Genomic DNA, 25,246 nt, shown 5'->3' with positions numbered 1-25,246 from the left:
CAAGGGCTGACGAAGCCGCATACATCACGGCGTCATGGCCAAGCAGAAGCAGAAGACATACCCCAACTACAAGGTGATCGCCGAAAATCGGCGGGCCCGCTTCGATTACGCGATCGAAGAGGATATCGAGTGCGGCATCGTGCTGGAAGGGTCCGAGGTCAAGTCTCTGCGCGCGGGCGGGGCGAACATCGCGGAAAGCTATGCCGCGGTCGAGGATGGTGAACTGTGGCTGATCAACAGCTACATCGCGCCCTACGACCAGGCCAAGGCGTTCAAGCACGAAGAGCGCCGCCGGCGCAAGCTGCTGGTGTCCCGGAAAGAGCTGTCGAACCTGTGGAACGCCACGCAGCGCAAGGGCATGACGCTGGTGCCGCTGGTGCTGTATTTCAACCACAAGGGTCGGGCCAAGCTCAAGATCGGCATCGCCAAGGGCAAGAAAATCCACGACAAGCGCGAAACCCAGGCCAAGCGCGACTGGTCGCGCCAGAAACAGCGCCTGCTGAAGGATCACAGCTGACCCGGGCTGCGCCGCGGGTCAGAGTGGATCAGAACGCCATGGTGGCCTGCACCGCCCGTTTCCAGCGCGCATAGGCCGCTTCGCGGTCAGCCTCGGGCAGGATCGGTTCGAACCGTTGGTCCAGCGCCCAGGTTTCGGCAAATCCGGCCTGATCGGGGTAGACCCCGGCCTTCATCCCCGCCAGCCAGGCTGCGCCCAGCGCCGTGGTTTCCTGCATCACCGGCCGGTCGACCGGCGCGCCCAGAATGTCCGACAGGCCCTGCATCGCCCAGTCGGAAGCGCTCATCCCGCCATCGACCCGCAGAATCACGTCCGCGTCGGCGCCCCAATCGCCCTGCATCGCGTGCCACAGGTCGCGGGTCTGGAAGGCGATGCTTTCCAGCGTGGCCCGTGCGATCTCGGCCCGGCCCGAGTTGCGGGTCAGGCCGAACATGGCGCCGCGGCAGTCGGGCTTCCAATAGGGCGCGCCCAGCCCGGTGAAGGCGGGCACCAGCACCACATGCTGGTTGGGGTCGGACTGCGCGGCCAGTTCGCCGCTTTGCGGGGCCGAGTCGATGATCTGCAGCGCGTCGCGCAGCCACTGCACCGCCGCGCCCGCGATGAAGATCGAGCCTTCCAGCGCATAGGTCCGCTGACCGTCCAGCTGATAGGCGATGGTGGTCAGTAGGCGGTTTTTCGACTCCACCGGCTGCGTGCCGGTGTTCAGCAGCGCGAAACAGCCGGTGCCATAGGTGGATTTCATCATGCCCGGCTGGAAACAGGCCTGCCCGATCGTGGCGGCCTGCTGGTCACCGGCCACGCCCAGAATCGGGATCGCCCCGCCGAACAGGCTGGTCTGGCCGAAATCGGCCGCGCAGTCGCGCACCTCGGGCAGCATCGACAGCGGCACGTCCAGAAGATCGCAGATCTCGGCGCTCCAGTTGCCCTTGTGGATGTCGAACAGCAGGGTGCGCGCGGCGTTGGTGGCGTCGGTGGCGTGGACCTGGCCCTCGGTCAGGCGCCAGATCAGGAAGCTGTCGATGGTGCCAAACAGCAGCTCGCCCGCCTCGGCCCGGTCGCGCGCGCCGGGTACGGTGTCCAGTATCCATTTGACCTTGGTGCCCGAGAAATATGGGTCGAGCAGCAGGCCGGTCTGGGCGGTCACGTCATCCTCGCAGCCCGCGTCGCGGAACCGCTGGCAGATCTCGGCGGTGCGGCGGTCCTGCCAGACGATGGCGTTGTGGATGGCCTTGCCGGTCACCTTGTCCCAGACCACGGTGGTTTCGCGCTGGTTGGTGATGCCGATCCCGGCGATCTGGTCGGCCGAGGCGCCCACCTTGTCCATCACCTGCCGGCAGACGTTCAGGACACTGTCCCAGATTTCCTCGGGGTCGTGCTCGACCCAGCCTTCCTGCGGGAAATACTGGGTGAATTCCTGCTGTGCGGTGCCCACGCGCTGCATCTGCGCGTCGAACAGGATCGCGCGCGAGGACGTGGTGCCCTGATCGATTGCCAGAATATAGGTCATGCCCGTGCTCCCCCCGGTCGTCATTTTCAGGGGACATTAGGCGATTGGTCGGGGCCGTTCCAGACCCCAGTTTCAGGCCACCGGCACGTCGATATTGTCGATCAGGCGCACGCCCTCCAGCCAGGCGGTGGCGAACAGGCGCGCGGGGCGCGTGGCGGCGGTCAGCGGCGCAAGCGTTTCGGCGCAGCGCAGGTCGATATATTCCACCTCGGAAAAGCCCGCCGCCAGCAGCGTCTCGCGGGCCGGCCCCACCAGATCGGCGAACGCGGCGCCCTGCGCCAGTTGCCCGGCCATGTCCTGCATCAACGCTTGCATCCGCGCCCCGGTCGCCAGCCCCTGGTCCGACAGGCGCAGATTGCGCGAGGACATCGCCAGCCCCGAGGGCTCGCGCACGGTGGGGCAGCCGATCACCTCGATCGGGATGTCCAGATCGCGGGCCATGCGGCGCACGACCATCAACTGCTGATAGTCCTTTTCGCCGAAATAGGCTCGGTCCGCCTGCGTCTGCAGGAACAGTTTCGCCACGACGGTCGCCACGCCGTCGAAATGTCCGGGGCGGAATTCGCCCTCCATTACGTCGGTCAGGCCGGCGACGGACACGGTGGTGACGAACCCGTCCGGATAGATCTGGTCCGGGTCGGGGACATAGATCGCATCGACCCCCAGCGGCGCCAGCTTGGCCGCGTCGTCCTGCTCGGTGCGCGGGTACTTGGCCAGATCCTCGGGGTTGTTGAACTGCTTGGGATTGACGAAGATCGTCACGATCACACGGTCGCAATCGGCCCGCGCCGCCTGTGCCAGCGACAGGTGCCCCTGATGCAGCGCGCCCATGGTGGGCACCACGCCGATGGTCTGGCCCGCCCGGCGCCAGGCCCGGGTCTTGGCGCGCAGCTCTGAAAGGGAGCGCAGGATGGGCGCGGTCATGCCTTGCCCCCCTTGGCGGGCGCCTGATCGGCAAACACATGCTCGGCCGCGGGGAAGGTGCGGGCGCGCACCTCGGCGGCGTATTCGGCGATGGCGGCCTCGGCCAGCGGGCCCAGATCGGCATAGCGTTTGACGAATTTCGGTTTGAAGGCCGTGAAAAAGCCCAACATGTCGTCAACCACCAGGATCTGACCGTCACAGCCGGCCGAGGCTCCAATGCCGATGGTAGGGATGGGCAGCTCGGCGGTGATCCGGTCGGCCAGACCCTGCGGAACCTTCTCGAGCACGACGGAAAACGCCCCGGCCTCGGCCACGGCGCGGGCGTCGGCCAGCACCGTCTCGGCCTGTTCGTCGCGGCCCTGCACCTTGTAGCCGCCCAGCGTGTTGATCGATTGCGGCGTCAGACCCACATGCGCCATCACCGGGATGCCGCGCTTGACCAGAAAGCGGATCGTCTCGGCCATCTCGACCCCGCCTTCCAGCTTGACCGCGCCGGCGCCGGTCTCGGCCATCAGCCGGGCCGCGTTGCGGAAGGCCTGCGCAGGGCTTTCTTCATAGCTGGCAAAGGGCATGTCGATGACCATCATCGCCGTCTCCAGCCCGCGCGCCACGGCCTGCCCGTGCAGGATCATCATCTCCATCGTCACGCCCAGGGTCGAGCTCAGCCCGTGCAGCACCATGCCGACGCTGTCGCCCACCAGGACGAAGTCGCAATGGGGGTCCATCAGCCGGGCCATCGGCGTGGTATAGGCGGTCAGGCTGACCAGCGGATCGCCCCCTTTGCGGGCGCGGATATCCTCGGCATTCGGGGCTGTCTTGCGGGCGGTGGCGCTCATGCTCGCTCCTCGCGGGGTTCATGTTGCAGCGCGGCATAGCAGATCGGCAGGGGCCAGAGAAACCCCGGTTGCGCGAACATTTCCTTGAATGACCCAAGGTTTGCAGGGACATTGTTTCCGTCAGGGCCGCGTCATACGCCGCCCATCCGCACATTCTGGGAGGGAATTTACATGACCAAGCCGTTCTTTCGCACCTTTGCCTGCGCCATGGCGCTGGGCGTGGGGCTGCTCGCCTCGCAGGCCATGGCCCGGTCGGACATCACCATCGCCATGCAGCTGGAACCGCCGCATCTGGACCCGACCAGCGCCGCCGCGCAAGCCATCGATTCGGTGGTCTACACCAACGTGTTCGAAGGGCTGACCCGGTTCATGGGCGATGGCTCGGTCGTGCCGGGGCTGGCCGAAAGCTGGGAGATTTCCGAGGACGGAAAGGTCTATACCTTCACGCTGCACGATGGCGTCACCTTTCACGATGGCACCACGATGGATGCTGAGGACGTGAAGTTCAGTCTCGACCGCGCCACCGCCGAGGACAGCGCCAATGCGCAGAAGGCCCTGTTCGCCGGGATTGAAAGCGTCGAGGTCGTGGACCCGCTGACCGTCAGAATCACTCTGGCAGACCCCAACGGCAATTTCCTGTTCAACCTGGCTTGGGGCGACGCGGTGATCGTGGCGCCCGAAAGCATCGAGGGCATCAAGACCAACCCGGTGGGCACCGGCGCCTATAAGTTCGCCGAATGGGTCCAGGGCGACCGCATCACCTTGGAGCGCAACCCCGATTACTGGGGTGACCAACCCGCGCTGGAGAAGGCCACGTTCAAGTTCATCTCGGACCCCACCGCCGCCTTTGCCGCGATGATGGCCGAGGACGTGGACGTGTTTGACAATTTCCCCGCCCCCGAGAACCTGTCGCAATTCGAGGCCGACCCGCGGTTTCAGGTGCTTGTCGGTTCGACCGAGGGCGAAACCATTCTGGCGACCAACAACAAGAAGCCGCCCTTCGACGACGTGCGGGTGCGGCAGGCGCTGGCCCATGCGATCGACCGTCAGGCGATCATCGATGGTGCGATGTTCGGCTACGGCACGCCGATCGGCACGCATTTCGCGCCGCACAACCCGGCCTATGTCGATCTGACCGGCAATTCGGCACATGACCCGGACAAGGCCCGCGCCCTGCTGGCCGAGGCCGGATTCGCGGACGGGTTCGAAACCACGTTGCACTTGCCGCCGCCCTCCTACGCCCGCCGCGGAGGCGAGATCGTGGCCGCGCAACTGGCCGAGGTCGGCATCAAAGCCGAGATCATCAACGTGGAATGGGCGCAGTGGCTGGAAACCGTGTTCAAGGGCAAGGATTTCGCCCTGACCATCGTCAGCCATACCGAGCCGATGGACATCGGCATCTATGCCCGGCCGGATTACTACTTCCAATATGACAACCTGGACTTCCAGGCTCTGATGGCAACGCTGAACGCGACCACCGACCCCGACGAACGCACCCGCCTTATGGGCGAGGCGCAGCGCATGATCGCCGAGGATTACGTCAACGCCTATCTGTTCCAGCTGGCCAAGCTGGGCGTGGCCAAGGCCGGCGTTCAGGGCCTGTGGGAAAACGCGCCCACGGCGGCCATTGACCTGACCGCGATCAGCTGGGCGGAATGAGCCTTTCGGGTCCGCCTTGCGGGCCCATTTCCCCATATTAGGGTCTGTTTCAGATGACACGTTGCCTGGTTTCGGTGTTTTTCTTCATGGTCGCCCTGGCCCTGTCTGGGCCCTCGGGCGCGCAAGGGTTGTTTCAGGATGGCCACAGCGCGCTGTTGGGCACCCCGGAAAACCCGGTCGAGGTCGGCGTCGGCATCAAGATCGACCAGATCACTTCGGTCGATCAGAAGGCCGAGAATTATGGCGCAGTGGTCGTGCTGCGTTTTGAATGGAGCGATCCGGCCCTGGCGTTCGATCCGGATGAGCTGGGCCGCGATTTCCGCGTATTCGATCCGCCGGCCTTCGTGCGCCATGCGGCCGCCCGGGATGCGGTGGTTCCGGCCTTCGTCATCCACAACCAGCAATCCAACCGCTGGGTGCACGAATCCGCGGCCGCTCTGCGCCATGATGGGCATGTGACGTTTGTCGAGAAATCCTCGCTGACGCTGCAGGCGCCGCATTTCAACTTCCTCAGGTTCCCCTTCGACACGCAGGAGTTCCACTTCGAGGTCGTCTCGGTCTTTCCGTCCGACTTCGTGCACTACTACGCGCTGGACCAGTTCTCGGGGCTGGGCGACACGCTGGGCGAAGAGGAGTGGATTTTGGGCAACGCCCGTATGCTGGCCTCGACCACGACCGGCCTGTCGGGCAATGAAAGCGATCAGGTGTCGCTGGTCTTCGAGGGCAAGCGCCACCTGACCTACTATGTCATCCGGGTGTTCCTGCCCATGCTGGTGCTGGTTCTGGTCGGCTGGGCGCTGTTCTTTCTGGACGAATACCGCAAGCGGATCGATATCGCGGGGGCCAACCTGCTGGTCTTTGTCGCCTTCAACTGGGCAATCTCGGCCGATCTGCCCAAGCTGGGCTATCTGACCTTTCTGGATTTCATCCTGCAATGCATGTTCCTGATGACCGGGGCGCTGGTGGTGTTCAACGTTATGCTGCGGCGGCTCAAAGTCTCGGGGCGCGAAGACACGGCGCGCAAGCTGGACAACTACGCGATCAAGTGGATCTATCCGCTGGGCTATGCCGCGATCGTGGGCTATGCGGTCTGGGCGTTTCTGATGCAGTCCTGACGCGCTGTGCCGCTGGACCGGCGGCCAATCCCGGCCTAACGTGGCGGCAATGCTCCGATATGCGCTCAAACGTCTGATTTCGCTGGCACTCAGCCTTGCCGTCGCTTCGGTGGTCATCTTCGCGGTGGTCGAGGTGGCACCGGGGGATCCGGCCTCGTTCATGCTGGGGGTGAACGCCCAGCCCGAAACGCTGGCCGCCCTGCGCGCCGAACTGGGCTTGGACGTGTCACGGCCGCAGCGCTACCTGAACTGGGTCAGCGGCATGCTGGCCGGAGATTTCGGTACCTCGTACACCTATCGCACGCCGGTGGCGCAGATGGTGGCCGACCGGCTGTGGGTGTCGCTGCCGCTGGCGCTCTATGCGCTGACACTGTCGACGCTGATCGCCTTTCCGGTCGGCATCTATGCCGCCGCGCGCCGGGGGAAGCCGGGCGATCTGGCGGTGATGGGGGCCACGCAGTTGGGCATCGCGGTGCCGAACTTCTGGTTCGCGATGATGCTGGTGCTGATATTCGCGATCAATCTACGCTGGTTCAACGCGGGCGGGTTCGCGGGGTGGGACAACGGCCTGTGGGCCGGGCTGCACTCGCTGACGCTGCCGGCGATCGCGCTGGCCCTGCCGCAGGCGGCGATTCTGTCGCGGGTCATGCGCTCGGCGCTGCTGGACATTCTGGGTGAGGATTTCATGCGCACCGCCCGCGCCAAGGGGCTGTCGCGCCGCCAGGCGCTGTGGCGGCACGGGGTGCGCAATGCGCTTATCCCAGTGCTGACGATCATCGGGCTGCAGTTCTCGTTTCTGCTGGCCGGGTCGATCATCATCGAGCAGGTCTTCTACCTGCCCGGGCTGGGGCGGCTGGTGTTCCAGGCGATCTCGGCGCGGGACCTGATCGTTGTGGAGTCGGTGGTGATGCTGCTGGTCTTTGCGGTCATCACGGTGAACTTCCTGGTCGATCTGGCCTATGCCGCGGTCGATCCCCGGTTGCGGAGCCGCACATGAGCCGCGCGCTGATCCTTGGGGCGGGGCTGACCTCGGTGGTGGTGCTGATGGCCCTGCTGTCCTTCGTCTGGACACCCTATGACCACGCCGCGCTGAACATCCCCGAGAAGCTGCAGCCGCCCAACGCACAGCACTGGTTCGGTACCGATCATTTCGGGCGCGACATGTTCTCGATGATCATGGTGGGTGCGCGCACCTCGATCGCGGTGGCGCTGGTGGCGGTGGGCATTGGCATGGGGTTCGGCGTGCCATTGGGCCTGACGGCCGCGGCGCGCAAGGGGTCTTGGCTGGACGAGCTGATCATGCGCGGCAACGATCTGGTCTTTGCCTTTCCCTCGCTGGTGATTGCCATCCTAATCACCGCCGTCTTCGGCCCCGGTGCGGTGAACGCGATCATCGCCATCGGCATCTTCAACATCCCCGTCTTCGCCCGCATTACCCGCGGCGCGGCGCTGTCCCTGTGGGAGCGCGAGTTCATCCTGGCGGCCCGCGTCGCGGGCAAGGGCGCGGCGCGCATCTCGGCCGAGCACATCCTGCCCAACGTCGCCAACCTGTTGATCGTGCAGGGCACCATCCAGTTCTCTCTGGGTATTCTGGCCGAGGCGGGTCTGTCCTATGTCGGTCTGGGCGCGCAGCCTCCCACGCCCAGCTGGGGCCGCATGCTGGCCGATGCGCAGACAATGGTCAGTTTTGCCCCGCATCTGGCTCTGATTCCGGGGCTGGCGATCATCGTCACGGTGCTGGGGCTGAACCTGATGGGCGACGGGCTGCGCGACTGGCTCGACCCCCGCATCCGGGCGGCGCGCGCATGAGCCTGCTGGAAATCCATAACCTGTCGCTGTCGATCCACGCCGTCGGCATCCTCAAGGACGTAAGCCTGTCCGTCGATCCCGGACAGATCGTGGCCGTCACCGGCGAGAGCGGTTCGGGCAAGTCGATTACGGCGCTGGCGGTGATGCAGCTTTTGCCCAACGGGGCGCGGACATCGGGGGCGCTGCGACTGGACGGGCAGGACCTGCTAGGCCTGCCCGAGGCCGAGATGTGCGCCCTGCGCGGGGCGGCGATCGGCATGGTGTTCCAAGAGCCGATGACGGCGCTCAACCCGGTCCAGACCATCGGGGCGCAGGTGATGGAAACCATCCTGATCCACAAGGCGATGCCGCCCGATCAGGCCGAGGCCCGTGCCCGCGAGGTTTTGACCCGCGTCGGCCTGCCGCCCGAGAGGTTCCCGCTGGACCGCTACCCGCACGAATTGTCGGGCGGGCAGCGGCAGCGGGTGGTGATTGCCATGGCCATCGCCCTGCGCCCCCGGCTGCTGATCGCGGACGAGCCGACAACCGCGCTGGATGTGACCACGCAGGCGCAGATCCTCGATCTGCTACGGGGGCTGGTCACCGAATACGGCATGGGCCTGCTGATGATCACCCATGATTTGGCGGTCGTGGCCGACATGGCCGACCGGATCGTGGTGATGCAGAAGGGGCGAGTGGTCGAAACCGGGGCCACCGACCACCTGCTGCGCCACATGCAGCATGCCTATACGCGGATGCTGTTTCAGGCCTCGGGCCACCGGGTCGCATTGCCTGCGCCGCCCGCGCCCGCGCCGTTGCTCGAGGTCCTCAACGTGGTGCGCGACTATCGCCTGCCGCGCACGCGGCTGTTCGAAAAGCCCGGCCATCATCGCGCCGTGGACAATGTGAGTTTCACGCTGAATCGGGGCGAACGCCTTGGGCTTGTGGGCGAGTCCGGTTGCGGAAAATCGACTCTAACGCGAGCCATTTTAGGGCTCGAGGAGGTGCAGGGCGGGCAGATCCTGCTGGACGGCCAGCCGGTGTTCACCGGGCACAAATCCAACCTGGCCGTGCGTCGCAAGATGCAGGTGGTGTTCCAGGACCCGTTCGGCAGCTTCAACCCCCGCCACCGGGTCGCCCGCCTGATCACCGAACCTTTTCACCTGCTGGAAACCCCGCCCACCGGGTCTGAACGGCAGGATCGCATCGCTGAGATGTTGACCGCCGTCGGGCTCTCGCCCGACGATGCAGGCAAATACATCCACGAATTCTCGGGCGGGCAGCGCCAGCGCATCGCCATCGCCCGCGCCCTGATCATCCGGCCCGAGCTGATCCTGTTCGACGAGGCGGTCTCGGCGCTGGATGTCTCGGTCCGGGCGCAAATCCTCGACCTGCTGGCCGAGCTGTGTGCGGCCTATGACCTGACCTACCTGTTCATCAGCCATGACCTGAGCGTGGTGCGCACCATCACCGACCGGGTGATGGTGATGCAGGCGGGCCGCATCGTCGAACAGGGCGAGACCGAGCGCGTGTTCGCGGACCCGCAGCACCCCTATACGCAAACCCTGATCCAAGCCGTGCCGAAATTGCCCCAGATCGGGCAGGGCGCGGCATGATACCGCTTTGTTAGAGCCTGTTTTGGAGGCAGATATGCAAAATCCCATCTGGTTTGATCCCACCCTGTGCCTGATCGGAGGCGATTGGGTCGCAACCGACGACACGCTTGATCTGACCAACCCGTCCGACGGCACGCCGCTCTGCCGGATCGCGCGTGGTGGGGTGCCGCAGATCGATGCCGCCGTGCAGGCCGCGCAGGCGGCGCTGGACGGAGACTGGGGGCGCATGACCGCCGTTGAGCGGGGCCGTATCCTGACCAGTCTTGGACAGTTGGTGCAGGACAGGACCGAAGAACTTGCGTTGCTCGAAGCCTTGGACGTTGGCAAACCGCTGACCCAAGCCCGCGCCGATGCGGTGGCGCTGGCGCGGTACTGCGAATTCTACGGCGGAGCGGCGGACAAGGTGATGGGCGAGACCATCCCCTATCTGGACGGCTACACGGTCTACACCCTGCGCGAGCCGCATGGCGTGACCGGCCATATCGTGCCGTGGAACTATCCGATGCAGATCATCGGCCGCTCGGTCGGGGCGGCGCTGGCGATGGGCAATGCCTGCATTCTGAAACCGGCCGAAGAGGCCTGTCTGACCGCGTTGGCCTTTGCCCATTTGGCCACCGAGGCCGGCCTGCCGGCCGGGGCGCTGAACGTGGTGCCCGGCATCGGGGCCGAGGCCGGGGCGGCGCTGTCCGGCAATCCGGGTGTGCACCACATCTCTTTCACCGGGTCCGTGGCGACGGGCGCGCTGGTGCAGCAGGCGGCCGGGGCCAACGTGGTGCCGGTGACGCTGGAACTGGGCGGGAAATCTCCGCAATTGGTGTTCGATGATGCCGATCTGGAGGCGGCGTTGCCGTTTCTGGTGAATGCGGGCATCCAGAACGCGGGCCAGACCTGCTCGGCCGGGTCGCGTGTTCTGGTGCAGCGCGGCGTCTATGCCGAGGTCAAGGCGCGCATGGCCGCCGCCTATGCCGACCTGACCGTCGGCCCCGCGACCGAGGATCTGCGTGTCGGGCCGCTGATCTCGGACCGGCAGAAGCAGATCGTGACCGGCTTTCTGGCGCAGGGGGCCGATCTTGAGATCGCCGCACAAGGCCGGATCGTGGATCACGCGCCGCCGGGCGGGGCTTATGTGCGCCCGATGCTGTTTGGTGACGTGCCGCCCGATCATCCGCTGGCGCAGCAGGAAATCTTTGGCCCGGTCCAGGTTCTGATCCCCTTCGACACCGAGGAGCAGGCCATTCAAATCGCCAACGGCACCGACTATGGGCTGGTGGCCGGGGTCTGGACGCGGGACGGCGCGCGGCAGATGCGGCTGGCCAAACGGCTGCGCGCGGGGCAGGTGTTCATCAACAATTACGGCGCGGGCGGCGGGGTCGAGCTGCCGTTCGGCGGGGTCGGAAAATCGGGCCATGGCCGCGAAAAGGGGTTCGAGGCGCTGTACGGTTTTTCCCAGTTGAAAACCGTGGCCGCCCATCACGGCTGAGCCGGGCTAGACGATCACTTCGATCGCTTCTTGTTCCCCTACGCCAAAGACGCGCTTGTAGCGCTCGATCTCGTCTTTCGGCCCCATCGCCTTTTCGGGGTTGTCCGACAGTTTCACCGTCGGCCGCCCATTGGCCGAGACCGCCTTGCACACCAGCGAGAACGGCGCCAGCGCATCCCCCGGCACCAGACCGCGGAAATCGTTGGTCAGCAACGTGCCCCACCCGAACGAGACCTTCACCCGGCCCGCGAATTGGCCGTGCAATTCGCGGATCTTGTCCACATCGAGCCCGTCCGAGAATATGATCCGCTTCTGGCTGGGATCCTCGCCGCGCGATTTCCACCACTCGATGGCGATCTCGGCGCCCTTGGCCGGATCGCCGCTGTCAATGCGGATGCCGGTCCAGCCGGCCAGCCAGTCGGGTGCGCGGTCCAGAAACCCCTTGGTGCCATAGGTGTCGGGCAGGATGATCCGCAGGTTGCCGTCATGTTCGTCATGCCAGTCGCTCAGCACGTCATAGGGCGCGCGGGCCAGTCCTTCGTCGGTTTCGGCCAGCGCCGAATAGACCATCGGCAGTTCATGCGCATTGGTGCCGATCGCCTCGACCTCGCGCCGCATGGCGATCAGGCAGTTCGACGTTCCCGTGAAGGCCGGGCCCAGCCCTTCGATCATCGCCTGCACGCACCAGTCCTGCCACAGGAAGGAATGCCGCCGCCGGGTGCCGAAATCTGCGATCCCCAAACCGGGAATGCCGCGCAGCGTTTCGATTTTTTCCCAGACACGGGTCATGGCGCGGGCATAGAGAACCTGAAGCTCGAACCGGCGCATGTCGTTCAGAACCGCGCGTGAGCGGAGCTCCATCAGCACCGCCAAGGCAGGAATCTCCCACAGCATGACCTCGTGCCATTTGCCTTCGAATGTCAGCTCGTACTGATCGCCGCGGCGTTCGAGGTGATAGGGCGGCAGGCGCAGATTCTCGAACCATTCCATGAAATCGGGGCGGAACATCTGGCGTTTGCCGTAGAAGGTATTGCCCCGCAGCCAGGTGCTTTCACCCCGGCTGAGGCTGAGCGAGCGGATATGGTCCAGCTGTTCGCGCAGTTCGCCCTCGTCGATCAACTTGGCCAGGGGGACGTGATTCGAGCGGTTGATCAAGGAAAACTCGACCGTTGTTTGGGGTCGGTTTCGAAACACTGACTGGCACATCAGCAGTTTGTAGAAGTCCGTGTCGATCAACGACCGGACAATCGGGTCGATCTTCCATTTGTGATTGTAGACACGGGTCGCGATGTCGACCATGGGGAACTCCTGCCATTTCCGTTGTTAGATCAATCAGGGCGGTGAATGGCAAGAGTCGCGGATTTGGTAACAATGCCAAGGACAGGCCATAATGCGGGCATAATGTCTGTTCTTTTCGCGGTCTAGTTAGTCGGTGGGATGGTACGAGAAGGTAGTAGTTGGTTGAATGGGTCTGGCTTACGACTTTGATATTGTAACGATTGCAAAAGATGGGAGCGATTGCGGTTCGTCGGCTACGACTGAGCCGAAAACCGCAACGGTCTGCGCGCGTTTTCGCGATGTGAAGACGGCTGATGCTCTGAGGGGGGCGTCACCGAATCTGCGTCAGGTGTTCGTAGATGCCGGATTCATTCTGGACAGCCACGGCAGTGGTGAATCGCGTGGTTTCTATCCGCCCGAAGACGCCGCGGCCCGCGAAAAGGTCCTGCGCCAGCTGTTTGCAAATATTCGGGCCACGGGATTGCGCGGCCAGTATTGCGGTGAATTCAATCTGCGCGACTTTCTGCGCCATGTTCGCAGCGCGCAGCCTGGGATCGGCATCAAACGCCGCGATCCGGTGCGCCGCCCGCAACCGGCCACACCTGCGCCCGCAAAACCTGACCGAAGAACCGTGCCGGGGCGCATTGGCTTCGCCCTTGGCCTTGCGGTAATCGTGTTCGTCCTGCTGAAATATCTGGCTGCGGCCGGAGCGACGCCCTGAACCGTTAGGCCAGCGTAACACCCGCGTCGCGCATGGCCTGTTCCGCCGCTGCGAGCGACCCATCCAGATCGATTGCGCGGCAAACGTCGGTTCTGACGGCCACATCAAAGCCCAGCCGGGCCGCATCCACCGCCGAATAATGCACGCAGAAATCGGTCGCCAGCCCCACCAGCGTCAACCGGTCTATCCCGCGCGTGCGCAGATAGCCTTCCAGCCCAGTGGGCGTGGTCCGGTCGTTTTCGAAGAAGGCCGAATAGCTGTCGATCGCACTGCGGAAGCCCTTGCGCAGGATCAGGTCGGCGTCGGTGCGCAGGTCGGGGTGGAATTCGGCGCCGGGCGTGCCCTGCACGCAGTGGTCGGGCCACAGGACCTGTGGGCCATAGGGCATCTCGACCAGATCATAAGGCGCCTTGCCCGGATGGGATGACGCGAACGAGGAATGACCCGCCGGGTGCCAGTCCTGCGTCAGGATCACCGCATCGAAATCGGGCATCATGGCATTGATCGGGGCGACGATCTCATCCCCGTTGGGAACCGCCAGTTCGCCGCCGGGGCAGAAGTCGTTCTGGACATCGATCACGATCAGGGCATGGGTCATGGCGGCCTCCTTTGCGTGTCCTATCGGTAGGGGGGCGGGCGGGGGTCGTCAATGCGGTGTCTTGCGTTGCGGGGGGCCGCGCATTAGATCGCGGCCATGTACACGATCGCCGCACTTTATCACTTCACCCGTTTTGCCGACCCGGACGCCCTGCGCGCGCCGCTGCTGGAGCTGTGCCGCGCGCAGTCGGTCAAGGGCACGCTGCTGCTGGCGCATGAAGGCATCAACGGCACCATCGCCGGCCCCCGCGCCGGGATCGACTCGGTGCTGGCGTTTATCCGGGCGCTGCCGGGTTGTGCCGATCTGGAATGGAAAGAGGCCACCGCCAGCCAGCCGCCCTTTGGCAAGATGAAGGTGCGCCTGAAGAAAGAGATCGTGACCATGGGCCAGCCGGATGTCGATCCGCGCGCCCGCACCGGCCATTATGTCGAGCCGCAGGACTGGAACGACCTGATCCGTTCGGATGACGTGGTGGTGATCGACACGCGCAATGACTATGAGGTGTCGATCGGCACGTTCGACGGCGCAATCGACCCTAAAACGGCCAGTTTTCGCGATTTTCCCACCTGGTGGGAGCAGAACAAGCACCGATTCCACAACAAGCGCGTCGCCATGTTCTGCACCGGTGGCATCCGCTGCGAGAAATCCACCAACTATTTGCTTGGGCAGGGGGTCGAGGATGTGTACCACCTGAAAGGCGGCATCCTGCGCTATCTTGAGGAGGTCCCGCCTGAGGACAGCACCTGGAAGGGTGAGTGCTTCGTGTTCGACAATCGCGTTTCCGTAGGGCACGGGCTGGTCGAGGGGCCGCACCAGCTGTGTCATGGCTGCCGCCGCCCGATCCTGCCTCAGGACAGGGACCGCCCCGAATACGAACATGGCGTGTCCTGCCACCAGTGCATCCACGAGACGTCCGAGGCCGACAAGGCGCGGTTCCGCGAACGGCAGAAACAGATCACGCTGGCACGGGCGCGGGGCGAAGAGCATATCGGCGGCCAATAGCTTCGAATCACGCAAAAAAGCTTGCGATGATGCGCCCGGCGTTAAAATATGGCGGGTACCCGTGCTTGGGGAGGGGGACGATGGCGCATGATCCAACCACATTGCAGGATTGGAAGCCCACGCTGATCGCAGCGATGGGCCTTGTCATGCTCAGTGCTCTGGCTTGGTACATCCTTTCACACCTGACCGAATCCGCCGCCGGCGACACAATCGGAGCCGCGGCCACCATCGGGTTGGCGATTTGGCTGTTCTCTCAAACCTGGTACTACATGGCGCTTGTGCGCTCGCCCAAGCGGCAGTTGCTGCTGATGGGAATTTCCTTCATCCAGGTCGTGCCGTTTCTGTTCGCTGCAGTCTACGGGTCATATGGGTACTACGATCTGTGCGTTGAAGGCGCCCGCGGTCCGGCGGATGTCCTGTATTTCTCGTATGTTACCTTCACGACGGTTGGTTTTGGTGACTTGCGGCCAGTTGGTGTGTGCCGCGCCCTTGCCGTGGCTGAGGCGATTACCGGCTATATTCTACTGGGCCTATTCGTGGCTGCGGCCGTGGGGCTGTATGGTCGGTCGCATCGCCATCGCCATGACAAAGACGCCTGAGCCCGCCGGCCACACTTATTCACTTGTTCCGATCAATCCATTGCGACATCGCACGTTTGTCGCGGAAGCACTCGCTGGGGATCGGGCGGCGTTTTGTGCGCGAGATCCACTCGGCAAAGGCCACCTGTTTGCCCGTCGGGTAGTCGGCAAAGGGGGAGGGATCGTGCGGCTTGTGCGCCGAAATCCAATCGGACATGGATCGCCGGTCGCGCTGCGCCTCGACCGGGATCTCCAGAGCGGACTGCTGGGCGATCGCGCGCGCATAGCGCATCTGACGGTCTGTGACGGGCAGAATGTGGTAGTCGTTGGTCGGCCCCATCGGGGTGGATTTGCGCAAAGACTGTTCCATCTGGTGATCCTCCGATCATGCAGAACAGAGATGGAACATTAACCATTTTTTTCAAGAGGGCCCCTTTTTTTGTTGGCAAAAATTCGCCCAAAGCAGTGCTTTATTGACTGATCAATCAATAATCATTACCTGCGGATGAAACCGACCGGCACCTGTCTCCCCGGGGCCCGAGAAAAAAGGATCCGCAATGAATGTTCAGCCCAAGGCCAGCCACTTTATTGATGGCGAATATGTCGAAGACACCGCAGGCACCCCGATCGACGTGATCTATCCGGCCACGGGCGAGGTCATCGCCCGCCTGCATTCGGCGACGCCGCAGATCATCGAACAGGCTCTAAACAGCGCGAAACTCGCGCAAAAGACCTGGGCGGCCATGACCGGGACCGAGCGCGGCCGCGTCTTGCGCCGCGCCGCCGACATCATGCGCGACCGCAACCACGAGCTGTCGATCCTGGAAACCCATGACACCGGCAAACCGTTACAGGAAACGCTGGTGGCCGATGCGACCTCGGGCGCGGATGCGCTGGAATATTTCGGCGGGCTGGCCGGGTCACTGACCGGTGAGCATATCCCGCTGGGCGGCGGCGATTTCGTCTATACCAACCGCGAGGCGCTGGGCGTCTGCGTCGGCATCGGCGCGTGGAACTACCCGACCCAGATCGCATGCTGGAAGGGCGCTCCGGCGCTGGCCTGTGGCAACGCGATGGTGTTCAAACCCTCGGAAACCACGCCCCTGTCGGCGTTGAAAGTGGCCGAGATCCTGATCGAGGCCGGTGCCCCCAAGGGCATCTACAACGTGGTTCAGGGCTATGGCGATGTGGGCGCCGCGCTGGTCACCGACCCGCGCGTGGCCAAGGTGTCGCTGACGGGCTCGGTGCCCACGGGCCGCAAGGTCTATGCCGCCGCGGCCGAGGGCATGAAACACGTCACGATGGAACTGGGCGGCAAGTCGCCCCTTATCGTGTTCGACGATGCCGATATCGACAACGCCGTCTCGGGCGCGATCCTGGGCAATTTCTACTCATCCGGTCAGGTCTGTTCCAACGGCACGCGGGTCTTCGTGCAGAAAGGCATCAAAGAGGCCTTCCTGACCCGTCTGAGCGAACGCCTTGCCAATGTGAAGTTCGGCGACCCGATGGATGAGGCCGTGAACTTCGGCCCGATGGTCAGCGAGGCCCAGATGAACATCGTTCTGGGCTATATCGAGAAGGGCAAGGCCGAGGGCGCACGGCTGGTCCATGGCGGTGCGCGGCTGGATCGCCCGGGCTTCTACATTCAGCCCACGGTCTTTGCCGACGTGACAGACGACATGACCATCGCGCGCGAGGAGATCTTTGGCCCCGTCATGTCGGTGCTGGATTTCGAGACCGAGGACGAAGTGATGGCCCGCGCCAACGCCACCGAGTTTGGCCTGGCCGCCGGCGTCTTCACCAAGGACCTGACCCGCGCCCATCGCGTGGTGGCCGGGTTCGAAGCGGGCACCTGCTACATCAACACCTACAACCTGGCCCCGGTCGAAGCGCCGTTTGGCGGGTCAAAACTGTCGGGTGTCGGGCGCGAGAACTCGAAGCTGGCGATCAACCACTATTCGGAAATGAAAACCGTCTATGTCTCGATGAACGACGTCGAGGCACCCTACTAGACGATCCCAAATCGGGATTCCGGCCCAACTTGCACTGTTCCCGACATTTGGGGTCGGGAACAGAGCATACGGTGTGCGGACACTGTGGCTGACTTCTGATGCCGAGGGGTGACGCGCCCCCGCCAGTCAGGAGAGAAGTCCAATGAGAACCCATGCACAGGCCGTCGTGATCGGAGGGGGCCTTGTCGGTTGTTCCATCCTCTACCACCTTGCCAAGCTGGGCTGGACCGACGTGATACTGCTGGAGCGGGACGAGCTGACCAGCGGTTCAACCTGGCACGCGGCGGCCAATATCCACGGGCTGCACGACAACAACAACGTCACGCGCATCCAGCACTACACGATGAACCTGTACAAGCAGCTGGAGCAGGAAACCGGGCAGGGCTGCGGCGTGTTCCAGCCGGGCTCGCTGTATCTGGCCCAGACCGAGGCGCGCGAACACCAGCTGCGCCTGCAAGAGGCCAAGGCGCGATTCTATGGCCTGAATTTCCATGAGATCAGCCGCGAACAGGCGATGGAGCTGCACCCGCTGGCGCAGTTCGATGACATCCGTTGCATCATGTATGAACCCGATGGCGGCAACGTAGACCCCTCGGGCGTGACCCATGCCTATGCCGCCGGCGCGCGCGCGCTGGGGGCCGAGATTCAACGGTTTTGCCCCGTAATAGGGACTGAACAGCAGCCCGACGGCTCGTGGATCGTGCGCACGGAAAAGGGCGACATCCACACGCAATGGGTGGTCAACGCAGCCGGGTTGTGGGGGCGTGAGGTGGCCGCACTGGCGGGACTGGAACTGCCGCTGCAACCGACCGAGCATCAGTATTTCGTGACCGAAGCGATTGACGAGGTTGCCGCCCTTGGCCGCCGTCTGCCCTCGATCGCCGACCGCGACGGCGAGTATTACTTCCGGCAGGAGGGCAACGGGCTGCTGATCGGCGCCTACGAAAAGGACATGCGGTTCTGGGCCGAGGATGGCACGCCGCTGGATTTCGCCCATGACCTGTTTCCCGACGATCTGGACCGGATCATGGAAAACGTGATCCGCGCGACCGAGCGTGTGCCGGTGGCCGCCACCGCAGGCGTGAAACGGGTGATCAACGGCCCGATGATCTGGTCGCCGGACTCCAACGCCATCTGGGGGCCGGTGCCCGAGCTGTGCAACTATTTCTGCTGCACCGGCATCATCCCCGGCTTCTCGCAATCGGGCGGGCTGGGGCTGTTGGCTGCGCAATGGATGATCGAGGGCGAGCCGCAATACGACATGTTTGCCTGGGATCTGGCGCGGTTCGGCGACTGGGCCGACAAGAAATTCACCAAGGCGCGGGTGGCCGATCAATATTCCCACCGCTTCGCCATCCATTTCCCGAACGAGGAACGCAGCGCCGGCCGCCCCGCCCGCGTGCGCCCCGCCTATGAGATGCAGAAACAGTTGGGCGCGGTCTTCGGCCTCAACTGCGGCTGGGAACACCCGCTGTGGTTCGCCGACCGGCCCGGAATGGTCGAAACCAACGGCTTCACCCGCCAGAACTGGTTCGAACCGGTGGGGCAAGAGGCCCGGATGCTGCGTGAAAGTGTGGGCGTGATCGACATTTCGAACTTTGCCAATTACGTCGTCAAGGGGCCGGGCGCGCATGACTGGCTCGACCGGCTGGTGGCCAACCGCGTGCCGACCGAGGTGGGGCGGTCTTGCCTGACCCCGCTGATTTCCGTGCGTGGCGGCGTGGCGGGCGATTTCACCATCACCAAGACGGCCCAAGACGAATACATGATGATCGGCTCGGGCATGGCCGAACGCTATCACCAGAGGTTCTTCAACATGGTGGACCTACCCGAGGGCACCACCTTCGAGGTTGCCACAAACCGCATCGCAGGCTTCAACATCGCCGGCCCGAAATCGCGCGAGGCCTTGCAACGGCTGACCAACGCCGACCTCTCGAATGAGGCGTTCCGCTTCATGCGCTCGGCCACGATCGAGGTTGCCGGGGTCACCTGCCTTGCCATCCGCGTCAGCTTCACCGGCGATCTGGGGTGGGAGTTGCACTGCGCCGAAGAGGACCAAATCAGACTCTATACAGCGCTTCTGGACGCTGCCCGCGCCTGTGGTGGCGGGCCGGTCGGCGGCCGTGCTCTGGGCGCGTTGCGGATCGAAAAAGGCTATGGCTCATGGGGGCGCGAGTATTCGCAGGAGTACTGGCCGCATGAAGTCGGTCTGGATGGGCTGATCAAGCCAGACAAGGATTTCCTGCACAAGGCGGCCTGGCTGGCGATCAAGGACAATCCCGCGCGCGAGGTGCTGTCGATCTTCGAGGTTGATGTCACCCACGATGCCGATGCCAGTGGGGGCGAGCCGATCTTCACCCCAGATGGTACGCCCGTCGGGCGCGTCACCTCGGGCGCCTATGGTTATACGGTCGGCAAGTCACTGGCCATCGGATACGCCAACCCAGCGGTGGCTCAGCCGGGTGACGAGGTGCATGTCTTCATCCTGGGCAAGCCGCACAGGGCGTGGATCCTGCATGCGCCTCCTTTCGACCCAAAGGGCCTGCGCCTGCGAGACCAGAAACCGGCGATGGAGGGCGCCAGGTGACCGAAACCTTCGCCCGCGTTGCCGAGTTTGTTCTGAACCGCCCGGCGGACCAGATGCCCGACAGCGCGCGCGAATCGGCGGCCCTGATGCTGCTGGATACATTGGGCATCGTGATCGCATCGACCCCGATGGAGGCCGGCGTGATCGCCCGCGATACTGCCGCATTGCTGTACGGATCGACAGATCCTGCGTTCTCGGCGCGGATGCTGTGCGATGGGCGCCGGGTCAGTCTGGCGGGCGCAGCTTACGCGGCCGCCACGCAGACTGACAATCTCGACGGGCACGACGGCTACAACCCGACCAAGGGGCATATCGGTGTCGTGGCAATACCCGCGCTGTGCGCATTGGCCGAGCACTGCCCTGATCTGTCCGGACCCGATGCCTTGGCGGCCGTCATCACCGGCTACGAAATCGCGGGCCGCGCGGGTATCGTGCTGCATGCCACCGTCAGTGACTATCACACCTCGGGGGCCTGGAACGCACTGGGCGTGGTTGCAATGGCGGCCCGCTTGCGGGGCCATTCACCGGACCAGTTGCGCCAAGGCCTTGGCATTGCCGAATATCACGGCCCCCGCAGCCAGATGATGCGCGAGATTGCCAACCCGACCATGCTGCATGATGGGTCGGGCTGGGGCGCGCTGGTGGGCATGTCGGCGGCAATTCTGGCCGAGCGCGGCTTTACCGGCGCCCCCGCCATCACCATCGAGAAAGCCCGCGCGGCACCCTATTGGCAGGACCTCGGCACATTTTGGCAGATGGAACATCAATACGTGAAACCCTATCCGATCTGCCGCTGGGCCCATGCCGCCATCGACGGGCTGCGCACGGTGATGAACACGCACGATCTGACCCATGACCAGATCGCCCGCGTCGAGATACATAGTTTTCACGAAGCGGTTCAACTGTATTCGGGGATGCCCGAGACAACGTCGCAGGCGCAATACTCGCTGCCATTTGCCGTCTCGACTTTTGCAGTACACGGGCGGATCGGGGTAGAGCACATCAGCGGCGATGGACTATCCGATCCGATCGTCGCCGATTTCCTGAACCGCATCACCGTATCCGAGTCGGACCGCCATAATTCCCGCTTTCCCGCCGGGCGCTGGGCCGACGTTCAGGTAACGACGCAAGACGGTCGCGTTTTCCGCTCGGATGACATCCATGCCCGGGGCGGGCCTGAGGCTCCAATGTCGCGACAGGACGTCATCGACAAGTTTGTCGAGTTTTCTTCTGCAGAAATCGGAGAGTCTGCTGCCAAGAATCTGAGCAGGGCGGTTTTGAACCTTACCGATCCCGGCACCCGGTTTAGTGACATGGTGCAGCCTCTCTACCGGTCGGCCAAGTCGTCAGCCTGACCGGACCAACCTTGCAGCTGCAGAGGATAGGTCGACAGCGTTTCATATCGTGCCCCGTCCGGCCGTAATGTCGAAGACTTCAGGTTGAACTGGGTCACGAACATGGTGGCTTGGGGAACTGGGATTTGCAAAAAGCCCCTGTTTAGAGCCGATTCAATACCCCGAACGATGGTGATATGTGGTCGAAAGCGGCGGCGTTGCAGCCTCATCCCGGCCAGCCTAATGCACTGCAGGACGCTTTCATGCAGGTGCAGGAGTTCGGGATCGGGCTCTACCGCCATGTGCAGCGAGTTGCCGAAGCTGCCCAGCCCGGACAGTCTGATAGAAAAGGCCGGGCACCTAACCGCCTCAAGATGATCATTCAGTTCGATCAAGGCGTCCCGGGTCTGGTCGCCCAGGAAAGCCAGCGTCAGATGAAGGTTTTCAGCAGGCAAACTTCGACCGCAATGTGCTGCATGCGCGACGTCGGCGCATAGCTGGGCGATTTCGGAAGATACGGGAATGGCGACAAAACACCGAATGAGCGCTCCGGACATCCGTTGCCCCTGATCTGGATAAGGTTGAATTTGCCGGGCAGTCTGCCGGTGCTTGCATTTTCAGACAAGCGCATGTTCTCAATGCGAGGCGCATAAGCCGACCGTTCGTCGCGCCGATCCTAACTATTCCAATTCAGTTGTCACGTTCAGCAATTCGGCTATCTTCTGTCGCGTGTCGGCGCTGACCTCAAGCAGCTGTTCAGCGTCCGAAATCGGCTTGTCCGGGTCTCGCTGCACTGGCGCCCGCAGGGCCGAGCTCAGATCTATGACCTGCCCCAGCGCGGTGTCCTTCGCCCCAACTTCTTCCAAGTTGAACCCCGCCCACCATGACAGGCGAGCGGCGGTATCCTCATCCCCTATGTCCCGCCAAGCCTCAACAGCGGCCGCGTAATTACCCATATCGGTCAGGGCTTGCGCCCGCAGCCTTTCAGCGTCATCGGAGGGATCCTCGGCCAATTCGCGAAGGGCCAGATCCGGTCGGTTTTCCAGCAGCGCGGCCCGGGCCCGAAGGATGGCGCGGTCGCGCCTGCGTGTCCCATCCGAACCTGCACCAGTCAAGTCTCGGGCTAGCTTGGCAAAGCCGAGGTCTGCAAAACGCCTGGCGAGCAACAGCGAAGTCTCAGTCGAAATAGACTCTAATTCATGTGGTTTCAGGGTACTTGCATACAGCAGAAAGGTCAGGTCATCCGCGCGCTCTGCTGCCAGAAGCAGGATACGATTGCGCGTGCCGGACCAGGTCTCGTCTCTGCGATGGGCATCAAGGATATTGAAGGCCGCAGAAAACTCGCCGCCCAGGGCAAGTGCCAGGGCGTGACAGCGGGCCATGACCGGGCCCAATTCAGAATTGCGCAGTTCGATCGCGTAGCCCGAGATCAGATCGATTTGGCGTCGCGAAACGGCCCCACCCTCTGCCGACTTCTTTTCAACAAGCCGGGCCAGCGCAAGCGGGGCTTCCAAATCCGAGCTTGGGTTGTCGATGACGTCGTTCAACAAAGTGTCGCTGGTGTCCGCATCTCCCTCAGCGGCAGCCACAGTTGCCTGCGCGAGTGTCACCTCGGGGTGTTGCAGAGTTTGGACGCGATCTACCGAACGCAATACCCGCCGGGCGGCTTCAAGCTGGCCGGAGTTGACGAATATCTCGGCCAGCCGGGGGCCGAGGATCCGGCGTAGATGCTCAGGAAGCCTCAGGTACGCCTGTTCCATCCGTTCCTGCTGCGCATCATCCTGCAACTGGCCATCCGCCATCGCGGCCCACATGGCAACCGCGCCGTCGCAGCGTTGCAACCCACGCAGTTGGTTAGGCTCTGATACGGGCTGATCATCAATTATTTGCGCGACCGCTCGAACCCATTCCTGTTCCGGCGATGAATCTTCCATCAACTGCAGAACCTGAATGGCCTCTGAACCGAAACCCCAGTGTGCCAACAGCTTCGCGAGCTTTAGCGCGATGGATCTGTCGACCCTGTCGAACTCCCGGAACAGCCCTGCACGCAGCTCAGCCACCTGATGCGCAAAGGGCCGACCGTCAGACCAGGTGTCGAACCCCAATTCGGCATCCGAAATACAGGCTGGCAGCGACTCCAGAGGTTGCAGAGGTGGCTCTCCCAGTTTGCCCAACTCGTCAAGGATCGAGCTTACCTGGATATGCGCAGGCAGATCCCGCGCGATGTCCGGAAGCGCTTCCGGCACCGAAGCACGCGGACCCGGAGGTGTGACATTCAGGTCGACAAGCTCGCGGTCCGCACCTTGCAACAGACGGGTCGAAAGGCGCTGCTGCAGGCCATCGCGATCCAGTTGCAGAAGGGGGGCAACCAATTCAATTGATGGGGCTTCGGCCTGTGGACGACGTTTGGAAGTCTGTTCTGGGATCACAATCGATGGAATGTCCAGCCTTGGCGGAGGCAAGGCTTTTTGCGCCGCTATGTCCACAACGATCATCGTATCCTTGTACAAAAAAGCGGCCGCCGCGCAATCACAGCCGAAGTCCAGCTCAAGCGGCGCGCCGGGATCGGCCTGCGATATCGCCTCAAGCCGGCCTGCGGACAATCGTGCAAAGACCGATCCGGTCTTGAATTCCACGTCGTCCAATTCGACCGCCAGGCGCGCACCGTTTTTCCGGTGGGCGAGGCTCCAGTTGGTGCCCGCAGGAACGCTGAGAACAAGCCGCGTGAAGCCGTCATGTTCGCCGGACCGCACCGGAACGTCCTTCGCCAGCACTCCAGTTGCCGATGCGCTCAGGCCAAGGGTCAGGAGCAAAACCCGGATCATGCTGCCGCCTGCTTGATCTCTTTCAAGGCTTTCTCCAATTCGGTGAAGCCGGGGCGATTGTGGGTCGGCGTGTTCTGGCGACCAACCTCGATACACATTGCAGGGTTGTGATTGTGCAGGTTGGCAACCAGAACTTCCCGGATCAGTTGATAGAAGTGATTGTCTTCCTCCACGACCGCTTTCAGCTTTCCGGCGAAGGGGCCGACCAGCCCGTAGGCCAGAAAGACGCCCAGGAAAGTCCCGACAAGGGCACCTCCGATCAACTTGCCCAAGACCTCAGGCGGTTGGTCGATCGAGCCCATGGTCTTGATCACGCCCAGAACGGCCGCGACGATCCCCAGTGCCGGCAACCCGTCCGCCACGGTTTGCAGGGCGTGGCTGGAATGCATGGCGTGGTGGAAATTGGCATCCATCCGCTTTTCCAGAACCTCTTCAACCTGATGGGGATCGTCATAGTTCATCGCCGCCGACCGCATGGTGTCGCAAATCAGGTCCACTGCCTCTTTGTCCGCCTGTATCTTTGGGAAGGCCGCAAAAATGGCCGAGTTTTCAGGGTCTTCTATGTGCTGCTCGAGCTCGACCGGATTTGAACGGGCAAGCCGGATCAGCGAGAACAGAAGGCACAGCAGATCGCGGTAGTCTTCGGGCTTCCATTTCGGGCCTTTGAAAACCTTGCCTAGATCCTTGATCGTGTGTTTGACCGCCGACATGTCATTGCTGATCAGAAAGGCGCCGATGGCGGCCCCGCCGATCATCATCATCTCGAACGGCAGAGATTTGAGGATGATGGCCATCTTGCCGCCGGCGGCGAGGTAGCCGCCGAACACCATTACGAAAATAACAACGATTCCAAGAATTCCGATCATGTG

At 63.4% G+C, this 25,246-nt stretch carries 22 protein-coding genes; 13 read left to right on the top strand and 9 right to left on the bottom strand.

Annotated elements, in window-relative coordinates; genetic code table 11:
• Positions 1 to 34: 34 nt before the first annotated feature.
• Positions 35 to 517 carry an SsrA-binding protein SmpB gene (gene smpB / locus ACR0FC_RS12480; RefSeq protein WP_170340985.1) on the top strand — a complete coding sequence of 161 codons (483 nt, stop codon included), beginning with the start codon at positions 35 to 37 and terminating at the stop codon, positions 515 to 517.
• Positions 518 to 545: 28 nt separating this feature from the next.
• On the opposite strand, the gene glpK is transcribed toward smpB, so the two are convergent.
• The 3 genes from glpK to panB all read right to left on the bottom strand — a co-directional run bounded on the left by glpK (position 546) and on the right by panB (position 3,784).
• Complete coding sequence (gene glpK / locus ACR0FC_RS12475) at positions 546 to 2,024, bottom strand: glycerol kinase GlpK (protein WP_170340988.1); 1,479 nt, start codon at positions 2,022 to 2,024, stop codon at positions 546 to 548.
• Between the two features lie 72 nt (positions 2,025 to 2,096).
• Complete coding sequence (gene panC / locus ACR0FC_RS12470; protein ID WP_170340990.1) at positions 2,097 to 2,948, bottom strand: pantoate--beta-alanine ligase; 852 nt, start codon at positions 2,946 to 2,948, stop codon at positions 2,097 to 2,099.
• Positions 2,945 to 3,784 (bottom strand): 3-methyl-2-oxobutanoate hydroxymethyltransferase, encoded by an 840-nt coding sequence (panB, locus tag ACR0FC_RS12465; protein WP_170340992.1) that lies wholly within the window; start codon positions 3,782 to 3,784, stop codon positions 2,945 to 2,947. The genes panC and panB overlap by 4 nt, the downstream gene beginning before the upstream one ends.
• Before the next feature lie 171 nt (positions 3,785 to 3,955).
• Between panB and ACR0FC_RS12460 the strand changes: the two genes are divergently transcribed.
• Genes ACR0FC_RS12460 through ACR0FC_RS12435 form a run of 6 tightly spaced genes read left to right on the top strand, consistent with a single transcriptional unit; the run spans position 3,956 to position 11,442 of the window.
• The gene (locus ACR0FC_RS12460) at positions 3,956 to 5,443 is read left to right on the top strand and encodes an ABC transporter substrate-binding protein (protein ID WP_170340993.1); all 1,488 of its coding nucleotides are present in this window, start codon (positions 3,956 to 3,958) and stop codon (positions 5,441 to 5,443) included.
• Positions 5,444 to 5,496: 53 nt separating this feature from the next.
• Positions 5,497 to 6,558 carry a ligand-gated ion channel gene (locus ACR0FC_RS12455; protein ID WP_170340995.1) on the top strand — a complete coding sequence of 354 codons (1,062 nt, stop codon included), beginning with the start codon at positions 5,497 to 5,499 and terminating at the stop codon, positions 6,556 to 6,558.
• A 49-nt stretch (positions 6,559 to 6,607) separates the two neighbouring features.
• A complete protein-coding gene (locus tag ACR0FC_RS12450; RefSeq protein WP_170340997.1) occupies positions 6,608 to 7,555 on the top strand; it encodes an ABC transporter permease in 948 nt (315 codons plus the stop codon).
• A complete protein-coding gene (locus ACR0FC_RS12445) occupies positions 7,552 to 8,367 on the top strand; it encodes an ABC transporter permease (RefSeq protein ID WP_170340999.1) in 816 nt (271 codons plus the stop codon). Before ACR0FC_RS12450 ends, ACR0FC_RS12445 begins: the two co-directional genes overlap by 4 nt.
• Entirely contained in the window at positions 8,364 to 9,962 is a 1,599-nt protein-coding gene (locus ACR0FC_RS12440) for an ABC transporter ATP-binding protein (RefSeq protein ID WP_170341001.1), read from the top strand. Before ACR0FC_RS12445 ends, ACR0FC_RS12440 begins: the two co-directional genes overlap by 4 nt.
• Positions 9,963 to 9,996: 34 nt before the next feature.
• Positions 9,997 to 11,442: an aldehyde dehydrogenase family protein gene (locus ACR0FC_RS12435; protein ID WP_170341003.1), complete on the top strand. Its 1,446-nt coding sequence runs from the start codon at positions 9,997 to 9,999 to the stop codon at positions 11,440 to 11,442.
• Positions 11,443 to 11,448: 6 nt separating this feature from the next.
• Here the strand turns inward: ACR0FC_RS12435 and pncB are convergent, their stop codons facing one another.
• The gene (gene pncB, locus ACR0FC_RS12430; RefSeq protein ID WP_170341005.1) at positions 11,449 to 12,741 is read right to left on the bottom strand and encodes a nicotinate phosphoribosyltransferase; all 1,293 of its coding nucleotides are present in this window, start codon (positions 12,739 to 12,741) and stop codon (positions 11,449 to 11,451) included.
• A gap of 328 nt (positions 12,742 to 13,069) precedes the next feature.
• Between pncB and ACR0FC_RS12425 the strand changes: the two genes are divergently transcribed.
• Positions 13,070 to 13,441 (top strand): hypothetical protein, encoded by a 372-nt coding sequence (locus ACR0FC_RS12425; RefSeq protein WP_254432930.1) that lies wholly within the window; start codon positions 13,070 to 13,072, stop codon positions 13,439 to 13,441.
• Positions 13,442 to 13,445: 4 nt separating this feature from the next.
• Here the strand turns inward: ACR0FC_RS12425 and pncA are convergent, their stop codons facing one another.
• Positions 13,446 to 14,039, bottom strand: a complete 594-nt coding sequence (gene pncA / locus ACR0FC_RS12420) for a bifunctional nicotinamidase/pyrazinamidase (protein ID WP_170341010.1) — start codon at positions 14,037 to 14,039, stop codon at positions 13,446 to 13,448.
• Between the two features lie 96 nt (positions 14,040 to 14,135).
• On the opposite strand from pncA, the gene trhO reads away from it, so the two are divergent.
• Both trhO and ACR0FC_RS12410 read left to right on the top strand, forming a co-directional pair.
• Entirely contained in the window at positions 14,136 to 15,041 is a 906-nt protein-coding gene (gene trhO, locus ACR0FC_RS12415) for an oxygen-dependent tRNA uridine(34) hydroxylase TrhO (RefSeq protein WP_170341012.1), read from the top strand.
• Positions 15,042 to 15,121: 80 nt separating this feature from the next.
• Complete coding sequence (locus tag ACR0FC_RS12410) at positions 15,122 to 15,640, top strand: potassium channel family protein (RefSeq protein WP_093964086.1); 519 nt, start codon at positions 15,122 to 15,124, stop codon at positions 15,638 to 15,640.
• A gap of 19 nt (positions 15,641 to 15,659) precedes the next feature.
• Here ACR0FC_RS12410 and ACR0FC_RS12405 read toward each other — a convergent pair whose 3' ends face one another.
• Positions 15,660 to 15,989 carry a hypothetical protein gene (locus ACR0FC_RS12405; RefSeq protein WP_170341014.1) on the bottom strand — a complete coding sequence of 110 codons (330 nt, stop codon included), beginning with the start codon at positions 15,987 to 15,989 and terminating at the stop codon, positions 15,660 to 15,662.
• Between the two features lie 187 nt (positions 15,990 to 16,176).
• Between ACR0FC_RS12405 and betB the strand changes: the two genes are divergently transcribed.
• From betB to ACR0FC_RS12390, 3 genes are all read left to right on the top strand, one after another.
• The gene (gene betB, locus ACR0FC_RS12400) at positions 16,177 to 17,631 is read left to right on the top strand and encodes a betaine-aldehyde dehydrogenase (RefSeq protein WP_170341016.1); all 1,455 of its coding nucleotides are present in this window, start codon (positions 16,177 to 16,179) and stop codon (positions 17,629 to 17,631) included.
• 142 nt (positions 17,632 to 17,773) lie between these two features.
• Entirely contained in the window at positions 17,774 to 20,218 is a 2,445-nt protein-coding gene (locus ACR0FC_RS12395) for a GcvT family protein (protein WP_170341018.1), read from the top strand.
• Entirely contained in the window at positions 20,215 to 21,573 is a 1,359-nt protein-coding gene (locus tag ACR0FC_RS12390; protein ID WP_170341020.1) for an MmgE/PrpD family protein, read from the top strand. The genes ACR0FC_RS12395 and ACR0FC_RS12390 overlap by 4 nt, the downstream gene beginning before the upstream one ends.
• Here the strand turns inward: ACR0FC_RS12390 and thpR are convergent.
• The 3 genes from thpR to motA form a co-directional block, all read right to left on the bottom strand.
• A complete protein-coding gene (gene thpR, locus ACR0FC_RS12385) occupies positions 21,546 to 22,109 on the bottom strand; it encodes an RNA 2',3'-cyclic phosphodiesterase (protein WP_170341021.1) in 564 nt (187 codons plus the stop codon). The two genes, ACR0FC_RS12390 and thpR, sit on opposite strands and share 28 nt — an antisense overlap.
• A 123-nt stretch (positions 22,110 to 22,232) precedes the next feature.
• Positions 22,233 to 24,377, bottom strand: coding sequence for a hypothetical protein (locus ACR0FC_RS12380; RefSeq protein ID WP_170341023.1), 2,145 nt, complete (start codon positions 24,375 to 24,377; stop codon positions 22,233 to 22,235).
• Positions 24,374 to 25,243: a flagellar motor stator protein MotA gene (motA, locus tag ACR0FC_RS12375; RefSeq protein ID WP_170341025.1), complete on the bottom strand. Its 870-nt coding sequence runs from the start codon at positions 25,241 to 25,243 to the stop codon at positions 24,374 to 24,376. Before motA ends, ACR0FC_RS12380 begins: the two co-directional genes overlap by 4 nt.
• Positions 25,244 to 25,246: the final 3 nt, after the last annotated feature.

It is taken from the genome of Ruegeria sp. BB9 (assembly GCF_056539345.1).
Note: the sequence above shows the minus strand (reverse complement) of the source record. Positions and strands in the feature narration are given on the sequence as shown.